The 22,142-nt window shown below is 67.6% G+C and carries 19 protein-coding genes and 1 riboswitch; of the genes, 10 read left to right on the top strand and 9 right to left on the bottom strand.

Going from position 1 to position 22,142, the window contains the following annotated elements; all coding sequences use genetic code 11:
* Positions 1-56: 56 nt before the first annotated feature.
* The 3 genes from FHP25_RS30365 (at position 57) to FHP25_RS30375 (ending at position 2,977) form a co-directional block, all read left to right on the top strand.
* A complete protein-coding gene (locus tag FHP25_RS30365; RefSeq protein WP_147850741.1) occupies positions 57-833 on the top strand; it encodes an acetoacetate decarboxylase in 777 nt (258 codons plus the stop codon).
* 30 nt (positions 834-863) lie between these two features.
* Complete coding sequence (locus tag FHP25_RS30370; protein WP_218578715.1) at positions 864-2,054, top strand: DUF3734 domain-containing protein; 1,191 nt, start codon at positions 864-866, stop codon at positions 2,052-2,054.
* A gap of 140 nt (positions 2,055-2,194) precedes the next feature.
* Positions 2,195-2,977: a 3-hydroxybutyrate dehydrogenase gene (locus FHP25_RS30375; protein WP_147850742.1), complete on the top strand. Its 783-nt coding sequence runs from the start codon at positions 2,195-2,197 to the stop codon at positions 2,975-2,977.
* A gap of 66 nt (positions 2,978-3,043) precedes the next feature.
* On the opposite strand, the gene FHP25_RS41005 is transcribed toward FHP25_RS30375, so the two are convergent.
* Positions 3,044-3,220 (bottom strand): hypothetical protein, encoded by a 177-nt coding sequence (locus tag FHP25_RS41005; RefSeq protein ID WP_178133896.1) that lies wholly within the window; start codon positions 3,218-3,220, stop codon positions 3,044-3,046.
* Between the two features lie 455 nt (positions 3,221-3,675).
* On the bottom strand, positions 3,676-5,262 hold the full coding sequence (locus FHP25_RS30380; RefSeq protein WP_147850743.1) for a winged helix-turn-helix domain-containing tetratricopeptide repeat protein: 1,587 nt from the start codon (positions 5,260-5,262) through the stop codon (positions 3,676-3,678).
* A 298-nt stretch (positions 5,263-5,560) separates the two neighbouring features.
* Positions 5,561-5,692: riboswitch (TPP riboswitch) on the top strand.
* 59 nt (positions 5,693-5,751) lie between these two features.
* On the opposite strand from FHP25_RS30380, the gene thiC reads away from it, so the two are divergent.
* From thiC to FHP25_RS30410, 6 genes are all read left to right on the top strand, one after another.
* Positions 5,752-7,587, top strand: coding sequence for a phosphomethylpyrimidine synthase ThiC (gene thiC / locus FHP25_RS30385; protein ID WP_147850744.1), 1,836 nt, complete (start codon positions 5,752-5,754; stop codon positions 7,585-7,587).
* 127 nt (positions 7,588-7,714) lie between these two features.
* A complete protein-coding gene (locus tag FHP25_RS30390; RefSeq protein ID WP_147850745.1) occupies positions 7,715-8,131 on the top strand; it encodes a putative toxin-antitoxin system toxin component, PIN family in 417 nt (138 codons plus the stop codon).
* Positions 8,132-8,134: 3 nt separating this feature from the next.
* Positions 8,135-8,452, top strand: a complete 318-nt coding sequence (locus FHP25_RS30395) for a hypothetical protein (protein WP_218578716.1) — start codon at positions 8,135-8,137, stop codon at positions 8,450-8,452.
* A 43-nt stretch (positions 8,453-8,495) separates the two neighbouring features.
* Complete coding sequence (locus tag FHP25_RS30400) at positions 8,496-8,921, top strand: hypothetical protein (RefSeq protein ID WP_147850746.1); 426 nt, start codon at positions 8,496-8,498, stop codon at positions 8,919-8,921.
* Positions 8,922-9,101: 180 nt separating this feature from the next.
* Entirely contained in the window at positions 9,102-9,641 is a 540-nt protein-coding gene (locus FHP25_RS30405; RefSeq protein WP_147850747.1) for a YbjN domain-containing protein, read from the top strand.
* A gap of 429 nt (positions 9,642-10,070) precedes the next feature.
* Positions 10,071-14,444 carry a DEAD/DEAH box helicase gene (locus FHP25_RS30410; protein WP_147850748.1) on the top strand — a complete coding sequence of 1,458 codons (4,374 nt, stop codon included), beginning with the start codon at positions 10,071-10,073 and terminating at the stop codon, positions 14,442-14,444.
* Between the two features lie 3 nt (positions 14,445-14,447).
* Here the strand turns inward: FHP25_RS30410 and FHP25_RS30415 are convergent, their stop codons facing one another.
* From FHP25_RS30415 to FHP25_RS30435, 5 genes are all read right to left on the bottom strand, one after another.
* Entirely contained in the window at positions 14,448-15,218 is a 771-nt protein-coding gene (locus FHP25_RS30415; RefSeq protein WP_147850749.1) for an amino acid ABC transporter ATP-binding protein, read from the bottom strand.
* Between the two features lie 9 nt (positions 15,219-15,227).
* Positions 15,228-15,896, bottom strand: coding sequence for an amino acid ABC transporter permease (locus FHP25_RS30420; RefSeq protein ID WP_147850750.1), 669 nt, complete (start codon positions 15,894-15,896; stop codon positions 15,228-15,230).
* Positions 15,897-15,899: 3 nt separating this feature from the next.
* Entirely contained in the window at positions 15,900-16,565 is a 666-nt protein-coding gene (locus FHP25_RS30425) for an amino acid ABC transporter permease (protein WP_231712533.1), read from the bottom strand.
* A gap of 135 nt (positions 16,566-16,700) precedes the next feature.
* Complete coding sequence (locus FHP25_RS30430) at positions 16,701-17,624, bottom strand: transporter substrate-binding domain-containing protein (RefSeq protein WP_147850751.1); 924 nt, start codon at positions 17,622-17,624, stop codon at positions 16,701-16,703.
* Between the two features lie 138 nt (positions 17,625-17,762).
* A complete protein-coding gene (locus FHP25_RS30435; RefSeq protein WP_147850752.1) occupies positions 17,763-18,746 on the bottom strand; it encodes an alpha/beta fold hydrolase in 984 nt (327 codons plus the stop codon).
* A 101-nt stretch (positions 18,747-18,847) separates the two neighbouring features.
* On the opposite strand from FHP25_RS30435, the gene FHP25_RS30440 reads away from it, so the two are divergent.
* Positions 18,848-19,348, top strand: coding sequence for an OsmC family protein (locus FHP25_RS30440; RefSeq protein ID WP_147850753.1), 501 nt, complete (start codon positions 18,848-18,850; stop codon positions 19,346-19,348).
* Positions 19,349-19,352: 4 nt separating this feature from the next.
* On the opposite strand, the gene FHP25_RS30445 is transcribed toward FHP25_RS30440, so the two are convergent.
* Both FHP25_RS30445 and FHP25_RS30450 read right to left on the bottom strand, forming a co-directional pair.
* Positions 19,353-20,492 carry a YeeE/YedE family protein gene (locus FHP25_RS30445; protein WP_147850754.1) on the bottom strand — a complete coding sequence of 380 codons (1,140 nt, stop codon included), beginning with the start codon at positions 20,490-20,492 and terminating at the stop codon, positions 19,353-19,355.
* Positions 20,493-20,568: 76 nt separating this feature from the next.
* Positions 20,569-22,113, bottom strand: coding sequence for a DHA2 family efflux MFS transporter permease subunit (locus FHP25_RS30450; protein ID WP_147850755.1), 1,545 nt, complete (start codon positions 22,111-22,113; stop codon positions 20,569-20,571).
* Positions 22,114-22,142: the final 29 nt, after the last annotated feature.

A 22,142-nucleotide genomic window follows, 5' to 3' on the forward strand; every position in this document is an offset into this window, starting at 1 on the left:
CGCGCCCTCGGCGGCGCGCAGGCCGCTCGGCAAAGACCTGCCTGGAGCTCACCACAATGAACCGAGAGACCGTTCGCACGAAAGCGTTCGCCATGCCGCTGACGAATCCGGCTTTTCCGTCCGGCCCGTACCGCTTCGTCAACCGCGAGTATTTCATCATTCAGTATCGCACGGATCCCGAGGCGCTGCGCCGCGTGGTGCCGGAACCGCTCACGCTGCTCGAGCCGGTGGTGAACTACGAGTTCATCCGTATGCCGGATTCAACGGGCTTCGGCGACTATACCGAAAGCGGCCAGGTCATCCCGGTGTCGTACCAGGGTCAGGTCGGCGGCTTCACCCACCAGATGTTCCTCAATGATCATCCACCCATCGCGGGCGGGCGCGAGCTGTGGGGCTTTCCCAAGAAGCTGGCGCAGCCGACCCTGGCGGTCGAGACCGACACGCTGGTCGGCACCTTGAACTACGGCTCGGTCCGCATCGCCACCGCGACCATGGGCTACAAGCACCGCACGCTGGACGCCGCCGTCGAAGCCAGGAAGCTCACGGCGCCCAACTTCCTGATCAAGATCATTCCCCATGTCGATGGCACGGCGCGCATCTGCGAGCTCGTCCGCTACCATCTCGAGGATGTGACCGTGAAGGGCGCCTGGACGGGCCCGGCCTCCTTGCACCTGTGCCCGCACGCGCTGGCGCCCATCGCCGAATTGCCGGTGCTGGAAGTGCTGTCGGCCAAGCACTTGGTCGCCGACCTGACGCTCGGCCTCGGCACCGTCGTGCATGACTACCTCGCCGCCGAGCCAGCACGCCTGCCACGCCACGCGATGTCGATCTGATCCAGATCCACCGATTCCAGGAGAACAAAAATGTACGTGAACCGTAAGCAGCTCAGCGATAGCGACGCCTCAACGCAGATCGAGATGCCACACTATGACGTCGTGGCTCTGGTGCTGCAGGGCGGCGGCGCGCTCGGGGCCTACCAGGCCGGAGTCTACGAAGGCCTGCACGAGGCCGGAATCCGGCCGACCTGGCTGGCCGGCATCTCGATCGGCGCGCTCAATGCCGCCGTGATCGCTGGTTCGCCCGAATCCCACCGCGTGGGGCGCTTGCGCGAGTTCTGGGAGACCATCTGCGCTGCGCCGGTGGAATGGCCGGCGCATGAAGGCCTGGCCGGCGCCTTGCCCTTCACCTTCGACCTGCGCTCGGCGCGCAATACGGCTGCGGCGATGCGGGCCCTGCTGACGGGGCAGACCGGTTTCTTCAAGCCGCGCTTCCCGCCACCCTTCATGTCGCTGTTTCCCGGCGACGCAGGCACCAGCTTCTACGACACCACGCCGCTGCGCGACACGCTCAATCGCCTGGTCGATTTCGATCTGCTGAACGCGGGCGACACCAGGGTCAGCGTCGCGGCAGTCAATGTCCGCAACGGCAATATCGTCTACTTCGACACAGCGGATCGCCAATTGAGGGCCGAGCACTTCATGGCATCGGGCGCCCTGCCGCCGGGCTTCCCCGCCATCGAAATCGACGGCGAGTACTACTGGGATGGTGGCGTGGTTTCGAACACGCCGCTCTCCCGCATCCTCTCGAGCGAGCCACGGCGCGATACGCTCACCTTCCAGGTCGATCTGTGGTCGGCCAAGGGCCGGCTGCCCAGCGACCTCCTGGAGGTGTGGAGCCGGCAGAAGGACATCCAGTATTCCAGCCGGACCCGCGCCATCACCAATCACATGCTGCAGATGCAGAAGATGCGCCAGGCGCTGCAGCAACTGATGGCGAAGCTGCCGGAGGCAGCGAAGAACGACCAGGACGTCATGGCTATCGCCGATCTGGCCCGCCATCAGGCCCACAACATTGTGCATCTGATCTACCAGTCCAAGGCCTTCGAAGGTCATTCCAAGGACTACGAGTTCGGGCTGCATGCGATGCGCGAACACTGGCAGAGCGGCCTGGACGACATCCGCCGCACCCTGTCCGATCCGCGCCGCCTGCACCGCCCTGCGCCAGAGCAGGGCATGATCACCCATGACGTGCATCGCGAGACCCGCGTCTCGTAGTGGATTCGCTTCATGGTGAGCTTGTCGAACCATGAAGCGCCGCACCGCTGTCCGTGCGGGGCCTTCATGGTTCGACAAGCTCACCATGAAGGCAAAGAGGGACTCTATGAGTTTAGGTCACATCACAAGGGAATACAGTCATGTTGAAAGGCAAAGTTGCGATCGTCACCGGGTCCACGAGCGGCATTGGCCTCGGCATCGCCAGGGTGCTGGCAGGCCAGGGCGCCGATATCGTCCTGAATGGCTTCGGCGACGCCGGCGAGATCGAAGCGATCCGCAGCGACCTCGAGCGCGCGCATGGCGTGCGTGCCGTCCACGACGGTGCCGACATGTCGAAAGGTGACGCCGTGCGGGGCCTGGTCGCGGCCACTGTCGAGAAGCTGGGCCGCATCGACATCCTGGTGAACAACGCCGGCATCCAGTTCACGGCGCCGGTCGAGGAGTTCTCGGCCGCCAAGTGGGACGCGATCCTGGCGATCAATCTGTCGGCCGCGTTCCACGGCATTGCCGCGTCGGTGCCGCCGATGAAGAAGCAAGGCTGGGGCCGGATCATCAATATCGCCTCGGCGCACGGGCTGGTCGGTTCGGTCCACAAGGCCGCCTATGTGGCCGCCAAGCACGGGCTCGTTGGGTTGACCAAGGTGGTCGGGCTGGAAACGGCAGGCACCGGCATCACGGCCAACGCCGTCTGCCCCGGCTGGGTGCTGACGCCGCTGGTCGAGAAGCAGATCGCCGACATCGCGGCCCGCAAGAAGATCAGCCGCCGCGATGCGACAATGGAGCTTCTCGGCGAGAAGCAGCCGTCGCAGACCTTCGTCACGCCGGAGCAGCTGGGTGGGACGGTGGCGTTCCTGTGCTCGCCCGCAGCTGATCAGATCACCGGCACCTCCATCGCCGTCGATGGGGCTTGGACCGCCCAGTAGGACGCCGACGCCCCTCACCACTCTCGCGAAAGGATCAGAGCAATGAAGGACCAATCACGCCCATCGTCAGGTCTGCTCCGTCGCGAAGTCCTGCTGGGCGGTGTGGTCGGCATCGCCGCAGCCGGCGCAGCTGTCGCTGATCTGGTCCAGGACGAGGATGACCTTCCTGCGTCTCTTGTACCTTCCCCGCCTGCAGCAGGGCCGTCCGGGGAAAAAGGAGAGCTTCAGCGCCAAAGCCTTCATGGTGAGCTTGTCGAACCATGAAGGCCTCTCACGGCGGCTGGTGCGAGACGCTTCATGGTTCGACAAGCTCACCATGAAGCGTTGCGGCGACGATGCTTGCCCACCACCTCGGAGCCTTGTTTCATAGGTAGTCGAAGATCCCGCCTATATGCGATGGCCCTGCACTCCGGCAGGGCATTCGCATATGACCTCGCTGTCATCCCGAGCGCCCCCTTCGACAGGCTCAGGAGAGGGATCTCCTGCGGCAAGGCGCACGGTGCGCAATTCGCGGGAGATCCCTCGCTACGCTCGGGATGACGGTAGGGGCATATGCGAATGCCCTGCTGCACTCCGGGAGAAGGATAAATCCACAAGCGCTCGGGATGACGACTGAGCGAACCACCGCAAGGTCCTTCGCTGCGCTCAGGACGACGGCTGCGGCTGATTCAGCAAGCAATGAACCAGTCTCGCCGGCCTTATTCAGGCAACCCTGCCTTACGCAGGCCGTCCAGATAAGCATCCATCAGCTTCGCATCAAAAATGGGCGCCCGCTGGCGCAAGGCTGAAACGGTCAATGTGGGCTCCTGTTGCAGCAGATGTGAGACCGTATCGCGTGCCTCCGCCACGCGACCGAGCTCGGCCAGGCATGCCGCATGGAAGCGAAGCGCCGGCGCAAAGGAGGGCCGCTCCCTGAGCGCGCGGGACGTCCATGTGATGGCCTCATCGAAGCGTCCGGCCATGAGGTAGGTGCACCCCAGCGCGGTCATGGTAAAGAATGATTCGGAATCATATGGGCTTAGTCGGATAGCCTTGAGGAGCGGCGGGACCGCTTCGTCGGGCCTCCCGGCGGTTGCCAGCGCCCAGCCGTGAAGGGCGAGCGCCTGCGCGCAGTTCGGGTTCAGGGCAAGCGCCCGTTCATACAGCGCAAGCGCCCGCTCGGGATCGACACGAAGCTGCCACAGCGCAAAGCCCACCATCCACAGCACTGTCGGGTCGTCCGCGCCATCCCGCAGCGCCTCCTGGCCAAGCCGGACCGCGTTCGCCTTTTCGGCTTCCGGTGCGGCGGCCCAGCCGTGGGGATTCCGCCACGCGTAGCAGCGCGCCGCCAGCGCCTTCGCCAGCGCAAAGTGCGGGTCGATGGCGATCGCCCGATCGAGGAGCGCGAGCGCTTGATCCACGCCCTTGCGGGTCAGGGTGTAGAAATGCGGCAGCGCCCGGAGATAGCAATCGTAGGCGTCGAGGCTTCCGGTCGGCTTGCGCATTGCGCGCTCGATCTCCGCCCGTTCCACCTGTGGCGCGATGACGCCAACGACTCCCTCGGCCATCCGGTCCTGCACCTCGAAGATGTCGTCGAGGGCGCTTTCGAAGCGGTCCGCCCAGATATGCGCCCCGGTCGTCGCATCGATGAGCTGCCCCGTGATGCGCACGCGGTTGGCTGCCTTGCGCATGCTGCCTTCCAGCACGTAGCGCACACCGAGCTCGCGGCCCACCTGCTTCACGTCGACCGCCCGGCCTTTGTAGGTGAAGCTCGAATTGCGGGCGATGACGAACAGCCAGCCGATGCGCGACAGCGCCGTGATGATGTCCTCCACCACGCCGTCGGCGAAGTACTCCTGCTGCGGATCGCCACTCAGGTTCTCGAACGCCAACACGGCGATTGACGGCTTGTCGGGAAGAGACAGAACCGGCGTGGACGCTTCATCCGGTCCGGCGGTTCCGGTCTCGACTGAGCTGACGCGATCCGCTGCCCGGGCCTCTTCCCAAACGTCGCCAACAAACCGGAACCCCTTGCGCGCGGCGGTCCGGATCAGGCGCTGGGTCTCGCCGTTGTCACCGATCGCCCTGCGTAGCGCGTTGATGTGGCTGGTCAGGGTCGATTCAGAGACGATCCGCCCATCCCACACGGCTTGCAGCAGGTCATCCCTGCTGACGACGCGGTCACGGTGCTGCACCAGATAGAGCAGCAGGTCGAAGACTTTAGGTCCAACGGCAATCGCCTCGGAACCTTGGGTAAGCTCCCGCCGGTCGGGGTCGAGCAGGTAGTCTTCAAACCTGTACTGCACGTCGGCCCTACCGAGCCTGGGCGAGAGGACTGTCGTCCCACCCAATCGATGGCACGAGCATACCGTCCCTGGTGAGGAACCTCTCGCTCACAACCAGGCTGAAAGGACCGAACAATAGGACCCCTCTGGTCTGCACCATGCACCCCGTCATCGCGTGGCCTTTCGCAGCTGCCTACGCCATTCTTCATTATAGGTGAATGATCAGTCGTACCACGGTGCGCGGGCCACCGCCACTCCAGGGTGCGCGCGCATCATGGCCGTAGCCCTTGACAGTTTTGCTTCATCGGACGACGGTGCGCCCGATTCCAAGGGGAGTCCCGACAAGGGGCTGAGAGACCGCTGGCATTGTCCGTCACAGGGCGATGCAGCGCGGTGACCCTTCGAACCTGATCCGGATCATGCCGGCGAAGGGATGGATCTCGTGGCGCACCGCCCCGTCTCCCGCACTTCGCGACCTGGATCACCACCGGCGCCGTGCAGGAGACCAGCATGCCCGACTCGCTTTCCCCTCAATCGACGACCACCGTCTCGACCGGCCCGTTGCCCGCGTCGCGCAAGATCCATGTCGCGGGCGTCCACCATCCCGATCTTCGCGTGCCGTTGCGCGAGGTCGACCTGACGCCGGGCGCCGGCGAGCCGCCGGTGCGCGTCTACGACAGCTCCGGCCCCTATACCGACCCGGCGGCGCGCATCGACATCAGCACTGGGCTGGCGCCGTTGCGCCGGCCCTGGGTGCTGGCCCGCGGCGACGTCGAGGAATATGACGGCCGCACCTGGAAGCCGGAAGATGACGGCCGGCGCCGCGGCGAGACGCCGTCTCGCGATGCGTTCCCCGGGTTGGCGCGCCGGCCGCTGCGGGCCAAATCGGGACAGGCGGTGACGCAGCTCGAGTATGCGCGGCGCGGCATCGTCACGCCGGAGATGGAGTTCATTGCCATCCGCGAGAATCTCGGCCGGGCGCGGGCGCTCGAGGAGGCGCGGCGCAATGTCGCCGACGGCGAAGGCTTCGGGGCGGCGATCCCCGAGCACGTGACGCCCGAGTTCGTGCGCGACGAGGTGGCGCGCGGCCGCGCCATCATCCCGGCCAACATCAACCATCCGGAGTCGGAGCCGATGATCATCGGCCGCAACTTCCTGGTGAAGATCAACGCCAATATCGGCAACTCGGCTGTGGCCTCATCGATCGGCGAGGAGGTCGAGAAGATGGTGTGGGCGATCCGCTGGGGCGCCGACACGGTGATGGACCTGTCGACCGGCCGCGACATCCACACCACGCGTGAATGGATCATCCGCAACGCACCCGTGCCGATCGGCACCGTGCCGATCTATCAGGCGCTGGAGAAGGTCGACGGCAAGGCCGAGGATCTCACCTGGGAGATCTTCCGCGACACCTTGATCGAGCAGGCCGAGCAGGGGGTCGACTACTTCACCATCCATGCCGGCGTGCGGCTGCCCTACATCCCGCTCACGGCCCGGCGCGTCACCGGCATCGTCAGCCGCGGCGGCTCGATCATGGCCAAGTGGTGCCTGGCGCATCATCGCGAGAGCTTCCTCTACGAGCGCTTCGAGGAGATCTGCGAGATCATGCGCGCCTACGACGTCAGCTTCTCGCTGGGCGACGGGCTGCGGCCGGGCTCCACCGCCGACGCCAACGATGCCGCGCAGTTCGCCGAGCTGGAGACCCTGGGCGAGCTCACTCGGATCGCCTGGAGGCACAACGTGCAGGTGATGATCGAGGGCCCGGGCCACGTGCCCATGCACAAGATCAAGGTCAACATGGAGAAGCAGCTCGAGGCCTGCGGCGAGGCGCCGTTCTACACGCTGGGCCCGCTGGTCACCGACATCGCGCCCGGCTACGACCACATCACGTCGGGCATCGGCGCGGCCATGATCGGCTGGTTCGGCACGGCGATGCTCTGCTACGTCACGCCCAAGGAGCATCTGGGCCTGCCCGACCGCGACGACGTGAAGGTCGGCGTCGTCACCTACAAGATCGCCGCCCACGCCGCCGACCTCGCCAAGGGCCATCCGGCGGCGCGCATCCGCGACGATGCGCTGAGCCGCGCCCGCTTCGAGTTCCGCTGGCGCGACCAGTTCAACCTGTCGCTCGATCCGGCGACGGCCGAGCAGTTCCACGACCAGACCCTGCCGGCCGAAGGCGCCAAGACGGCGCATTTCTGCTCCATGTGCGGCCCGAAATTCTGCTCGATGAAGATCACGCAGGAAGTGCGGGAGTACGCCGCCAAGGGCATGGGCGACATGTCGGCGAAGTTCCGCGAGGCCGGCAGCGAGATCTACCTGCCGGCGGCGCCAGCGGACGGCTGACGACGTAGGCATATGGGCGGTGCGGTGGCACTGCCCATATGTTGCGTCTCCGCAATTCCCCCGAAACATGTCCGCCCATGGTTGAGGGCCTTCTTGCAATATTGCTCGCAATATCGCAAAATACGTGATGCGGCTTGTGCTTGACACCGATGTGCTTGTGGCGGCGGTGCGCAGCGAGCTGGGGGCGTCGAGAAAACTGCTTGTGGGTGTTTTGCGCGAACGCGTCACGCTTCTCGCGACGACGGCCTTGTTCCTTGAATACGAGGCGGTTCTGAGACGCCCTCAGCACTTGCGCGCCGTAGGCATGTCGGTGGCGGAGGTCGATGACATCCTTGACGGTCTCGCTAACGTCGTGGTGCCGGTCGAGGTGGTGTATAGGTGGCGTCCGCAGTTGATTGATGCCGGCGACGAGCTTGTGCTGGAAGCGGCGGTCAATGGTCGAGCTGATCGCTTGGTGACGTTCAACATCCGTCACTTTGCGCCTGCCGAACGTTTCGGCATCCGTATTTGCAGGCCGGGCGACGTAGTGGGCAGCTGGAGGTAGGTCATGCGTCGAAGCAATTTTGCCCTGCGTCTTCAGCCGGGGCTCCTCGATGAAGCCCGACGGGCAGCAGTCGAGGAAGGCGTGGCATTGAACCAGCTCATCAATGTGGCCGTCGCCGAAAAGGTGGCTGCCCTGCGTACAGCAGCTTTCTTTCGTGAGCGGGCGTCGCGCGGCAGCACTGCTAAAGCCCTGAAGATCTTGGCGCGTGCTGGTGTAGACAACCCGCCGATGCCTGGTGACGAGTTGCCGCCCGACTTCAAGGGTCAGGCGACGCGTACAAGTTTGCCTGGACGAGCATCGCGTAAGTCAAGGGCGGGCTGATAGGTATGGGAGTCGGGCAGGCAGACCTGCCCGGTCAACATCCATGGTAGTCAAATTCATCGACTTGGATATGGCTCTGGAAATCGCCAGCTCTGATGGCAGCATGGGCGGGAGCGAGGCCTTCCTGTGCCGCCAGACAGGCAAAATCCACTATAGCGACTCCGAGTTGGACAATCCCGAGGAGGCATTGCCCGACGATATCGGCGACACCACGAAGTACATCGCCATTCCCACCAAGAGAGATCTCGATCTGGGCACGCCGCTGGTGTTCGAGTTCGTGCGCGCGTTCATGCCCGACGACTATGACCACGTCCGGAGCATCTTCAGCCGGCGCGGCGCCTATGGCCAGTTCAAGAACTTCCTGGCACGTGAGCGGATGCTCGACCGCTGGCACGACTTTGAGTCCAAGGCTCAGGAAAGGGCGCTGCGCGAATGGTGTGCCGATAACGGGATCGAGGTCGAAGACTGAGCGCAGGGCTCTCGTGCCGGCTACGGTCATCCTCGCTGTGCTCGGGATGGCCGGTGCGTCGAGGACCGGCTCACCTGCTTGCGTAGACATCGGCAGATGGGCGACGACGATCTGCCGAATGATTGACGTCAGCTTCCGTGGATCATCATCAGGCCGCGATCGTGGCAGCCGGGGGCAGCGATGAAGGACAGCAAGATGGCCGTCTTCGAGGTGATGGCAGCGGGGCGGCGCGCGTTGCGCGCGTCCGTGATCGGCATGAGCGTCATGGCCTGCGTGCCGATGCTGGGAGCCCCCGTCGCGGCTCAGAACCTCGGCCTGGTCGACAATTCAGGGTTCTCGCCGCAGGATGTGCTTCGCCTGCTCAAGGGCTGGGGCTATCCCGGCGACCTCAAGAGCGATCCCAGCTACCCGCGCATCGCGGGCAAGATCGAGGGCCTCAACTACGAGATCTATTTCTACGGCTGCAAGAACGCCCAGGCCAATTGCCGCGACTACCAGTTCTTTACGACCTTCACGTTCAGGCAGCCGGTGCCCTTGGAGAAGATCAACGAGTGGAACGACAAGAAGCGCTGGGCCTTCGCATCGACCGACGGCAAGGGCGAGGTGCGGCTGAAGATGGATGTCGACCCCGACGGGTCCGACCTGGCGCAGGGCTTCGAGAGCAATTTCAACATCTGGAAGAGCGTGCTGATCAGCTTCAAGAACCACATCGGCGGCTAGCACCCGGAATCGCGGGGCTGATGCAGCTGTCATCCCGAGCGCATCGAGGGATCTAGGGATGGCGCCTGGATCCCTCGATGCGTTCGGGATGACAGTCGTGCCTCTACCGGATTATCCTTGTTCTTTAAGTAAGAACAGTATATGCTTCAGCGTGACGGATGGGAGTCTCGGCGAGGTGCGGGGACGGTGAATTTCAGCGCAAACTCCGCAACTTTGCGGCGCCGCAAATTATGATGTCTAAGCCACTGTAATAATTGAACGTTTTCTCTCCCAGCCAATTGCAGAAACCGCGCAGGCCGGTTCGCGTGGCGGCACCGGAACACGAGGCGCCCAGGGGCAGGTTGATCGTGGCGTCGAGGAGGCCCATTTGATGGAACAAATCGAGAAAATGGACGCGAATGCCCGGCCGTGGGAGTAATCCCTCGGGGCATGAGCCTCTCACTTTCGTCCTTCGGTCCTGGTGTCGATCCCGTGAGCGCCACGTCGTTGTTCCATCCCGCGGTCGCTGCCTGGTTCGCTGACCGCTTCAGCGCGCCGACGGCCGCCCAGGCCCAGGCGTGGCCGGCGATCAAATCAGGCCGCGATGTGCTGATCGCGGCGCCCACCGGCTCGGGCAAGACGCTGGCCGCCTTCATGGCCGCGATCGACGACCTGGTGCGCCAGGGGCTCGATGGCGGGCTGCCGGACACGACCCAGGTCGTCTACGTGTCGCCGCTCAAGGCGTTGTCGAACGACATCCGCGCCAACCTGGAAGCGCCGCTGGCCGGCATCCGCCAGGCGCTGCAGGTGCGCGGCCTGCCGGAGGTCGAGATCCGGACCTGGGTGCGCACCGGCGACACGCCCGCCGGCGAGCGCCAGCGCATGGGCCGCCGCCCGCCGCACATCGTGGTGACCACGCCCGAGTCGCTCTACATCCTGCTGGGCTCGGAATCCGGCCGACGGATGCTGGCCACCACCCGCAGCGTGATCGTCGACGAGATCCACGCCGTGGCGCCCAACAAGCGCGGCACCCACCTGGCGCTGTCGCTGGAGCGCCTCAATGCCTTGTGCGGCCGCCGGCTGCTGCGCATCGGCCTGTCGGCGACGCAGAAGCCCATCGAGGCGGTGGCGCGCTTCCTGATGGGCATCGGCACGGACCGCGCCTGCGAGATCATCGATTCGGGCCATCGCCGCGACCGCGACCTGGCGCTGGAGGTGCCCGACTCGCCGCTCGACGCGGTGATGTCGATGGAGGTGTGGGAGCAGGTCTACCGTCGCCTGGCGGCGCTGATCGGGCAGCATCGCACGACGCTGATCTTCGTGAACACGCGCCGCCTGGCGGAGCGGGTGACGCGCCACCTGTCCGACCTGATCGGCGAGGCGCATGTCACGGCCCATCACGGCAGCCTCGCCAAGGAGCAGCGCTTCGATGCCGAGCAGCGGCTCAAGCACGGCAAGCTGAAGGCGCTGGTCGCCACCGCCTCGCTGGAGCTGGGCATCGATATCGGCGAGGTCGACCTCGTCTGCCAGATCGGTTCGCCGCGCTCGATCGCCAGCTTCCTGCAGCGCGTCGGCCGCTCCGGCCACGCCATCGACGGCACGCCCAAGGGCCGGCTGTTCCCGCTCTCGCGCGACGAGCTGGTGGAGTGCGCCGCCCTGCTCGAGGCCGTGCGCCGCGGCGAGCTCGATCGGCTGACGATCCCCGAGCGGCCGATGGACGTGCTGGCGCAGCAGATCGTGGCCGAGGTCGCGGCCCGCGACTGGGGCGAGGACGACCTCTATGCCGTGCTGCGCCAAGCCTGGCCCTATCGCGACCTGGCGCGCGACGATTTCACGACCACCGTGCACATGCTGGCCGACGGCTTCAGCACCCGCAACGGCCGGCGCGGCGCGCTGATCCACCACGACGCCGTCAATCATCTGCTGCGCGGCCGGCGCGGCGCGCGGCTGACGGCGCTGACCGCCGGCGGCACCATTCCCGACAATGCCGACTACCAGGTGCTGCTGGAGCCGGAGAGCCACATCATCGGCAGCGTGAACGAGGATTTCGCCGTCGAGAGCATGGCCGGCGACATCTTCCAGCTCGGCAACAAGAGCTACCGCATCCAGCGTGTCGAGCGCGGCACCGTGCGTGTCGAGGATGCGCACGGCCAGGCGCCCAACATCCCGTTCTGGCTCGGCGAGGCGCCGGGCCGCAGCGACGAGCTTTCCGAGGCGGTGTCACGGCTGCGCGCCGACATCGCCCGCCATCTGCGCCGCGACCCGACGGGCGACGGCGCGCTGCGCTGGCTGACGAACGACTGCGTCATGATCACGGCGGCCGCCGAGCAGCTCGTCGAGTATCTCAACGCAGGCCTGCTGGCCCTGGGCTGCCTGCCGACGCGCGACACCATCGTGCTGGAACGCTTCTTCGACGAAGCCGGCGGCATGCAGCTGGTGGTGCACACGCCCTACGGCAGCCACATCAACCGCGCCTGGGGGCTGGCGCTGCGCAAGCGCTTCTGCCGCACGTTCAATTTCGAGATCCAGGCGGCCGCGACCGAGGACAACATCGTGATCTCGCTCACCGAGGCGCACAGCTTCGCGCTCGACGAGGTCGCCCGCTACCTGCATTCGGCCTCGGTCAGGACGGTGCTGACCGAGGCGCTCCTCGACTCGCCGATGTTCGCCACCCGCTGGCGCTGGGTCATCGGCGTGTCGCTGGCGCTGCCGCGCTTCCGCGGCGGCAAGAAAGTGCCGCCGCAGCTGGCGCGCATGGCGGCCGAGGATCTCATGGGCGCGGTCTTTCCCGACCAGATCGCCTGCGCCGAGAACCTGCCCGGCGAGCGCGAGATCCCCGATCATCCGCTGGTGCAGCAGGCGATCGGCGACTGCCTGACCGAGGCGATGGATATCGACGGGCTGGAGCGCCTGCTGGCGAGCATCGAGTCAGGCGCCGTGCGCGTGGTGGCATGCGATCTGACGCATCCCTCGCCGCTGGCGCTGGAGGTGCTGTCGGCGCGGCCCTATGCCTTCCTCGACGATGCCCCGCTGGAGGAGCGGCGCACGCAGGCGGTGATGGCGCGCCGCTGGCTGTCGCCGGAGGACGCGTCCAGCCTCGGGCGCCTCGATCCGGACGCGATCGCGCGCGTGCGCGGCGAGGCGTGGCCCGAGGCGGCCAACGCCGACGAGCTGCACGACGCGCTGGTGTGGCTGGGCTTCCTGACCGAAGCCGAGGTGATGGCAGGCCCCGGCTGGCAGGGCTGGCTGCAGCTTCTCGCCGGCCAGAAGCGCGTGGCGCGCCTGGACGTCGCAGGTTCGGTGCTGTGGATCGCGGCCGAACGCCTGGCGCAGTTCCAGGCGCTGTGGCCCGGCCTGAAGACGGAACCGAAGATCGCGGCGCCGGCGCGCAGCGCCGACGGCCCGTTGTCGTCGGACGCCGCCCTGGTCGAGATCATGCGCGGCCGGCTGGAAGGGCTGGGGCCGGTGGCTGTGGAGGCGCTGGCATCGCCACTGGGCCTGGAGCCGGCCGCCGTGGCGGCGCCGCTGCTGGCCCTGGAGGCGGAAGGGTTCGCCATGCGCGGCCGCTTCACACCCGGCGTCAACGCCGAGCAGTGGTGCGAGCGCCGGCTGCTGTCGCGCATCCATCGCTACACCATCAAGCGGCTGCGCGCCGAGATCGAGCCGGTGGCGGCGCGCGATTTCCTGCGCTTCCTGTTCGCCTGGCAGCGCGTGGCGCCCGACGCGCGCATGCAGGGCGCCAAGGCGCTCGATCCGGTCGTGGCCCAGCTCGAAGGCTTCGAGGCGGCGGCCGTCGCCTGGGAGAGCGACATCCTGCGCGCGCGCGTGGCCGACTATCGGCCGGGCTGGCTCGACGAGCGCTGCCTGGCCGGCCAGGTGACCTGGCTGCGCCTGCGGCCGCGCAACGGGCGCAACGGCGAGGGGCGCGCGGTGCCGGTGCGCGCGACCCCGATCACGCTGCTGGAGCGCCGTCATGCGCCACTGTGGACGGCGCTGTCGCCGCTGGGCGACGTCGCACCATCCGGCTCGCGGGCGCAGGCGGTGCTGGACTGCATCAGGCAGCACGGCGCCTCGTTCCTCGACGAGCTGGTCGACGGCACGGGGCTGTTGCGCATGCAGGTCGAGGAGGCGCTGGCCGAGCTGGTGGCGCTGGGTCTCGTGACGTCCGACAGCTTCGGCGGCCTGCGCGCGCTCCTGGTGCCGTCGAGCGAGCGGCGCGCCGGCGGACGCCGCCACCGCCGCGCCGCTGCCGCCACCATGGACGATGCCGGCCGTTGGGCGCTGGTGCGCCGCTCGCCGCCGGCGGCCGCCAAGGCGGGCGGCGATGCGGCGGCGGTCGAGCACGTGGCCCAGGTGCTGCTGCGCCGCTACGGCGTGGTGTTCTGGCGGCTGCTGGAGCGCGAGGCGGCGTGGCTGCCGCCGTGGCGCGACCTGCTGCGCGTCTATCGCCGGCTCGAGAGCCGCGGCGACATCCGCGGCGGCCGTTTCGTGGCCGGCTTCACCGGCGAGCAGTTCGCGCTGCCCGACGCCATCGGCAAGCTGCGCGAGATACGCCGGCAGGCGGCGGCCGACGACTGGATCGCGGTGTCGGGCGCCGACCCGCTCAACCTGGCCGGCATCCTGACGCCCGGCCCCAGGCTGGCGGCGCTGGCCGGCAACCGGTTGCTCTATCGCGCCGGCGTGCCGATCGCGATGCTGGCCGGCGGCGAGGTCCAGGTCTTCGGCGACCTCGACCCGGCCACCGAATGGCGCGCGCGCAAGGAGGTGCAGCGGCCGGCGCCGCAGGCACCGGCGCTGGCGCTGGTGCGGACGGCCGCCGCGTGATCGTCAGCGGAACACGCCGTGGAAGCGGCCGAGGAAGGTCGCCAGCCGTTCCGACTTGGGATTGACCAGCAGGGCGTCGGGCGGCCCTTGCTCGGCGATGCGGCCGCCCTCCATGAAGACGACCCGGGTGGCGACCTCGCGCACGAACAGCATCTCGTGGCTGACCACCAGCATGGTCATGCCGCTCTTCGCCAGGTCCTGCATCACGGCCAGCACCTCGGCCACCAGCTCGGGGTCGAGCGCCGAGGTCACCTCGTCGAACAGCACCAGCTTGGGCTCCATGGCCACCGCGCGGGCGATGGCGACGCGCTGCTGCTGGCCGCCGGACAGCTGGTAGGGGTAGTGGCCGCGCCGCTCCGACAGGCCGACGCGGTCGAGCCAGCGCCGTGCGGTCTCGACCGCCTCGGCCTTCGGGCGCTTCTGCACCTTGATCAGGCCCAGGGTCACGTTCTGCTCGGCCGTCATGTGCGGGAACAGGTTGTAGCTCTGGAACACCATGCCGATCTTGGCGCGCTGGGCGCTGATGGCCGTCTCGCCGAGCCGCCGATGCGTGCCTTCGGTGTATCCGATGCGCTCGCCGTCGACCTGGATCTCGCCCTGGTGGAACTCCTCGAGCAGGTTGATGCAGCGCAGGAACGTGGTCTTGCCCGACCCCGAGGCGCCGATGATGGCCACCACCTCGCCCTGCTGCACCTCGAGGTCGATGCCCTTCAGCACCTCGGTGGCGCCGAAGCGCTTGTGGACGTCGATGGCGCGGAGCAGCGGCTGGGCCATGGGGAACCGTCAGTAGCGGAAGTGGGCGGTGCGGCGCTCGATCAGCGCCCCCAGCTGCGAGATGGCGAAGTTGACCAGCACGTAGAGCATGCCAGCGGCGAAGTAGAACTGCAGCACGAGATAGTTGCGCGCGATCGTCTGCTGCGTCGCCAGCAGCAGCTCGACGACGCCGATGATCGACAGCAGCGTCGTGCCCTTCACCATCTCCACTGCCGTGTTGACCCAGGGCGGCAGCAGGCGGCGGATCGCCTGCGGCAGCAGCACGTAGCGCAGGCGCTGCCAGAAGGTGAGCCCGATCGCCTTGCCGGCCTCGGTCTGCCCGATCGGGATCGACTCGATGGCGCCGCGCACGGTCTCGGACATATGCGCGCCGCAGAAGCCGCCCAGCGCCACCACGCCGGCGGTGAAGGGCGAGATCTGGATGCCCAGCAGGGCGAGCCCATAGTAGCTGAACAGGATCAGCACCAGCACCGGGATGCCGCGCACGGCATCGACATAGCCGCGCAGCAGCAGGCGCACCGGCCATGGCCCGTAGCTCAGCGCGACGCCGCCCAGGATGCCGATCAGCGAGCCGATGACGATGGTGATCCCGGACAGCCGCGCCGTGGTGGCCAGCCCGGCCAGCAGGCCGTAGCGCGCCGCCCAGGCCTCGTAGAGGAAGGACCCTGGCTCGAACATGGCTCACCGGATCACGGCGTAGCGCCGCTCGACCCGGCGCAGCAGCCAGGCGATGGCGTAGCAGGTCACGAGGTAGAGCGCGCTGGCCGTCAGCCACGACTCCATGACCCTGAAGGTGTTGGCGTTGATCTGGCGCGTGACGAACGTCAGCTCGGGGATGGCGATGGCGGCGGCCAGCGACGTGTCCTTGAACAGCGAGATCAGGTTGTTCGACAGCGCCGGCAGGGTGATGCGGAACATCACCGGCAGCACGACATGGACCTGCCGCTGCACCGGCCGCAGGCCGATCGCCTTGGCCGCCTCGACGTAGCGCGCCGGCATCGACGCCAGCCCGGCGCGGAACACCTCGCACAGATAGGCGCCGGCATAGATCGAGAGCGTGATCACGAAGCTCTCGATCTTGCCCAGGAAGAAGATGCCGAGCTCCGGCAGCCCGAAATAGACGAAGAAGATCAGCAGCAGGATCGGGCAGTTGCGGATGATCTCGACATAGGTCCACACCACCGCGCGCAGCGGCGCCAGCCGCGACTGGCGCCCATAAGCGGCGAGCAGGCCGATGACGGTGCCGATGGCCAGCGACAGCGCCGCCAGCCACAGGCCCAGCCACAACCCGGCCAGCATCTTGTCGAAGCTGCGGAAGATGACGTCGAAGTTGAACTGGTAGGTCAAGCAGGTCTCCCCCAACGAAGTTGGGGGAGGTGGCCGAAGGCCGGAGGGGGACGCCACGTGGTCTCAGTTGCCAAGATCACGTTGTCTCCCCTCCACCCCTTCGGGGCACCTCCCCAGCGGAGCTGGGGAGGCGGATCAGGCGAATTCCTGCGGGAAGCCCACCTTGGGCGTCGTCAGCTCGATGCCGAACCACTTCTTGTAGGAGGCCGCGAAGTAGTCGAAGTCGACGCCCATCATGGCTTCCTTGTAGACGGTGTTGACCCAGTTCAGCCAGATCGGGTCGCCCGGCCGCACCGCCGAGGCGTACGAGTTGGGCATCCAGCCGTAGCCGCCCTCGACGTAGCGGTTGGGGAACTGCTGCATCAGCCAGCGGATGGCCGACTGGTCGGCGAGGTAGGCATCGACGCGCCGCGCGTTGAGCGCCTGCAACGTCGAATCCGGGCTGTCGAACTGGTCGACGCCGGCTTCGGGCAGCGCCTTGTGGACCCATTCCTCGATGAAGACGTTCTGCATGGCGCCGACCTTGGCCGACTTGCCGGCGGCCTTCACCTCCTGGAAGGTCTTGTACTTGCCGCCGGCCATCATCATCAGGCCGACGCCTTCGCGGTAGTAGGGGTGGGTGAACTCGACCTGCTGCGCGCGGCCGGGCGTGATCGTCATCCACTGCACGACGATGTCGACCTTGTTGGTCACCAGGCTGGGGATGCGCGCGTCCGAGCCCTGGATCACGTACTCGACCTTCTCGTAGTCATCGAACAGGTTCTTGGCCAGCAGCCGCGACAGGTCGATGTCCATGCCGACCAGCTTGCCGCTGCGGTCTTCGAAGTGCCACGGCGGGTTGGTGCTGCCGGTGCCGACGATCAGCTTGCCGCGCTTCAGCACCTCCTGCAGCTTGCTCTTGGACGGGTCGATCGTCTGGGCGATGGCGGGTCGCGGCGCGGTGGCGACGGCGCCGACCGCACCGACCGCGGCGACGACGCCGGCTGCGGCCGTCGAGAGCTGGAAGATGTCGCGACGCGTCGCTGCCGGCAGCGGTTCTTGCGTGTCGTCCTTGCCCATCGGAAGTCCCCCTGGATCGCCGCGGCACGCTTCGCCGCGCGTCGATCCTTGCAGACTCCGGACCGGCGCGCAGGAAAAAATGCAATCGGGATGTTGCGGATGAGTGCGAATATTCAACCGCCCGCCGGCGCGCGACGCCTACAGGCCCTTGAGGAACGCCAGCAGCAGCCGGTTCACCTCGTCCGGCCGCTCGCCCTGGATCCAATGGCCGGCGCCGTCGAGGATGTGGCTGCCGCGCAGGCCCGGCAGCGTCTGCGGATAGGCGTCCAGCTGCGCCTGCGACGCCGGGAAGCGCAGCACGCCGTCGCGGCTGCCGGCGATGAACATCGAGGGCTGGCGGATCGGCAGTCCGCGCCAGGGGCCGAACAGCGACCAGCTGCGCGTCAGGTTGCGATACCAGTTGAGCCCGCCGCGGAAGCCGGTGCGCGTGAACTGGGCCGTGTAGTAGTCGAGGTCGGCTTCGCTCAGCCAGGCCGGCAGCGCCGGCGGGTCGACGGTGTTGTCGAGCAGGCCGCCGCCCTCCGGCAGCTGGGCGAAGCCCTTGCCGCGCTCCTTCATCTCGCCGCTGGCGGTGAAGTAGATGCGGCGCAGCGCCGTGCGCACGTCGCGCTCCAGCTCGGCCTCGGCGACACCCGGCTTCTGGAAATACTGGATGTAGAAGTTGCGGATGCCGAGCTTGGCCAGCGCCGACAGCAGATCGACATGGCCCGACGGCGTCCACGGCACGCTCATGCCGACCACGGCGCGGAACACGTCGGGCCGCAGCATCGCGCTGTTCCATGCCGCCGGCGCGCCCCAGTCGTGGCCCACGATCACGGCCTGGGTCTCGCCCAGCTGCTTCACCAGCTCGACCATGTCGCCCACGATGTGCAGCAGCGTGTAGTGCTCGATCTCGGGCGGCGCGTCAGTGCCGCCATAGCCGCGCATGTCGGGCGCCACGCAGCGGAAGCCGGCGGCGCTGAGCGCGGTGATCTGGTGGCGCCACGAATACCAGCTCTCAGGCCAGCCATGGCAGAACAGCACCAGCGGCCCGCTGCCGGCTTCGGCGTAGCGCATGGTGATGCCGTTGGCGGTGGTGGTCTTGAGCGTGATGCCCGCGATCGGCGAGTCGAGCAGAGTCATCGATGGTTCCTCCTTTATGGTTCCACTGTAGCGCAAAGGGCGGCATGCTGGCGGCGATTGCACACCATCAGCCGCTGCGCGAAAGCCAGGAGTCCCGCGCCATGAACCTCGAACAACTGCGTTCCATCCAGGCTCCGCTCAAGGACAAGTATCGCCAGGAGCCGGGCGCCGCCGTGATCACGCTGCGGGCGGCCGGCGATCTCGATTCCGACTCCATCGCCTGCAAGGTCGACACGGGCCGCGCTCTGGTCGAAGCCGGGCTGCATCCCGCGACCGGCGGCGACGGCTCGCAGGCATGCTCCGGCGACATGCTGCTGGAGGCGCTGGTGGCCTGTGCTGGCGTCACCCTGAAGGCCGTGGCCACGTCGCTGGGCGTCGCCATCCGCAAGGGCACGGTGCGCGCCGAGGGTGATCTCGATTTCCGCGGCACGCTCGCGGTCGACAAGGCGGCGCCGGTGGGTTTCCGCGACATCCGCCTGTCGTTCGACCTCGATACCGATGCCACGCCGGAGCAGCTGGCGACGCTCTACAAGCTCACCGAGCGCTACTGCGTCATCTATCAGACCCTGAAGAATCCGCCGTCACTGGCGCTGAGGGCGTAAGCCGTCAGGACCGCGACGCCGCGCCGATGGCGGCGTCGGCGGCCTGGCCGGCCAGCCGCTGCCGCAGGGCGGCGGCGATCTGGCGGCGCTTCAGCGCCAGGATCGCGCCGGCGAAGATCGCGGTGATGGCCAGCAGCGAGCCGATCGACAGCGTCGAGACGCCGGTCAGCCCCTGGCCGATGGTGCAGCCGATCGACAGCACGCCGCCGACGCCCATCAGCACGCCGCCCACCAGGTAGCGCGCCGTGTTGCCGGCGCCCTCGAAGCCCTGGAGCTTGGCCTCGCCGCGCAGCACCGCGACCAGGGCGGCGCCGACGGAGATGCCCAGCACCCAGGCGATGCCGAAATCCATCGTCGCGCCGGTGTAGGTGAGGCCGTACACCAGGGTCTGAGCGAGCGGTCCGGTGACCGTGATGCTTTCCGGCGGCAGCGGGTTGAACTCGTCGGCCGCGAGGATGCCGGTGACGGCAAACCCGGCGGGCACCAGCAGGCCGATCAGCGCGCCGCCGATCAGGTGCCGCGGCGCGACGCGGCGGCGGAAGACGTAAGCCAGCGCCGGCAGCACCAGGGCCGCCACGACGAGGGCCTGCGCCGAGGTCGACGTGACGCCCCAGACCTTGGCGGCGACCCCCGTGAGGCTCTGGTCGGCCAGGCCGAAGGCCTTGAGGTCGACCCCGGTGGCGCCGCTGAACGCTTGGCGCGGCAAGGCGAGCAGGCCGCGCAAGGTGGTGTAGGCAGCGATGGCCAGCACCATCAGGCTCACCAGCGAGCGCAGGTTGCCGCCCGCCGCCAGCACCAGCAGCCGCGCGCCGCAGCCGCCCGTCAGCACCATGCCGACTCCGAAGGCAAGGCCGCCCAGGACCACGCCGCCCAGCGGCAGCAGCGCCGGCAGGTAGAGGGTCTTGCCCACATCCAGCAGGCCAGCGCCGATCAGCGCCTGGGTCCCCAGCAGGGCCACGGCCGCGGCGAGAAGATAGCCGCGCAGCCGGGGCGCATCGGGCGTCGAGACCAGGTCCTCGGCCGCGCCGCGCACGCAGAACGCCGACCACCGCGCAATGGCGCCGAAAGCCAGCCCGATGGCGAGGCCGCCGAGCAGCAGGATGGTTCTGGGGTCGAGGTCGGCCACGGCAAAGCCCTTTTTCATCTGTCGGGCTGTAAATTATCCAATTCACCGAAATTTTCGAGATATATTTATTAATATAACAATATAGTATTGTATTTTATGTGCCAGGAGGACGCCGTTTGGCGAACGGCAGGACAAGGAGGCCGGCGGCAGTGATGATGGCCAGCATGGCCCAGGCATCGTTCACGGCGGCCACGAAACCGGCCCGCTCGATCAGCGGCCGCAGCAGGGCCTCGCTCGCCGCGTCGATAGGACCCGGCGCACGTCCGGCCAGGGCTTCGGCCGGCACGCCGATGAAGCTGGCGGCGCCGACATCGCCGGCTGACAGGCGCGACAGGAGATGCTGCGCATGCCCGGCGGCGCGGCCGTAGATGGCGGTGTCGATCAGCGCCAGGCCGATGGCGCCGCCCAGGTTGCGCATCAGGTTGAACAGGCCGCTGGCATCCGGCACGCGCGCCGGCGGCAGGTGGCCCAATGCCAGCCGGGTCGGGGGCAGCAGGCAGAACATGATGGCGCCGCCGCGGATCACCTGCGGCCAGAACATGTCGTCGAAATCCGACTCCCAGGTCTGGAACGCGCTCAACCCCAACCCGAGCCCGAACAGCACGAAGCCCGCCGCCGTCAGCCAGCGGGCGTCAACGCGCCGCTCCAGCGCCACCGCCAGCGGCGCCGTCAGCAGCTGCATGACGCCGGTCACCAGCATGATCTCGCCGATCGCCAGGGGACCATGGTTGCGCACGAAGCCGAGAAAGACCGGCATCAGGTAGACCGAGCCGTAGAGCCCCATGCCGAGCACGAAGCTGAGCCAGCAGCCGATCGCGAAGTCACGGTCGGCCAGCGCCCGCAGGTCAACGACGGGTCGCTGCCGACGAACGGTGCGACGCACGAATGACACGCCCGTGGCGGCGCATAGCAGGAGCAGGCCGAGCACCCACGGCGATGTCCAGCCGCGGGATGGCGCCTCCTTCAGCGCGATCTCCAGCGCCGCCAGCGCCAAGGCCATCATCAGCAGCGAGGGGCCGTCGAGCGTGCGCACATGGTCGATATCGATGCGTTCCGCAGGCAGCATGCCGGCGCCCAGCAGCGCTGCGATCAGACCGGGCACCACGTTGATCAGGAACAGCCAGTGCCAGGAATAGGTCTCGGTGATCCAGCCGCCGACAATCGGGCCGAGCGTCGGCGCCAGCACGGCTATCACGCCGGCGACGGTCGTCGCCAGCGCCTGGCCGCGCGCCGGAAAAAGCAGGAAAACGGCCGCGAAAACGGCTGGTATCAGCGTGCCGCCCGCGAAGCCCTGCACGGTCCGCCACGCGACCAGCACGGCGAAGTCGCCGCTTGTCGCACAGCCGATGGACGCCACGGTGAAAACCGACACGGCGATCACGAACAGGCCGCGCATGCCGAGCACGCGCGTCAGCCACCCCGTGAGCGGGATCGCGATGACCTCGGCGATGAGATAGGCGGTCTGGATCCAGCTCATCCGGTCGGGCGCGATCAAGAGCGCCGACTGGATGTTGGGCAACGACGTGGCGACGACCTGGATGTCGAGGATCGCCATGAACATGCCCAGGCACATGGCCGCGAAGCCGCTCCAGGTGGAGAACGGGGTGCGGGGCGGATCCGCTGCCGAGGGCGATGTCATCGTGTCAACGCCGCTTCGCGCCTTGCGCC

Origin of the sequence: Vineibacter terrae, assembly GCF_008039615.1 — a bacterium.
GTDB classification, from domain to species: Bacteria; Pseudomonadota; Alphaproteobacteria; order Reyranellales; family Reyranellaceae; genus Vineibacter; species Vineibacter terrae.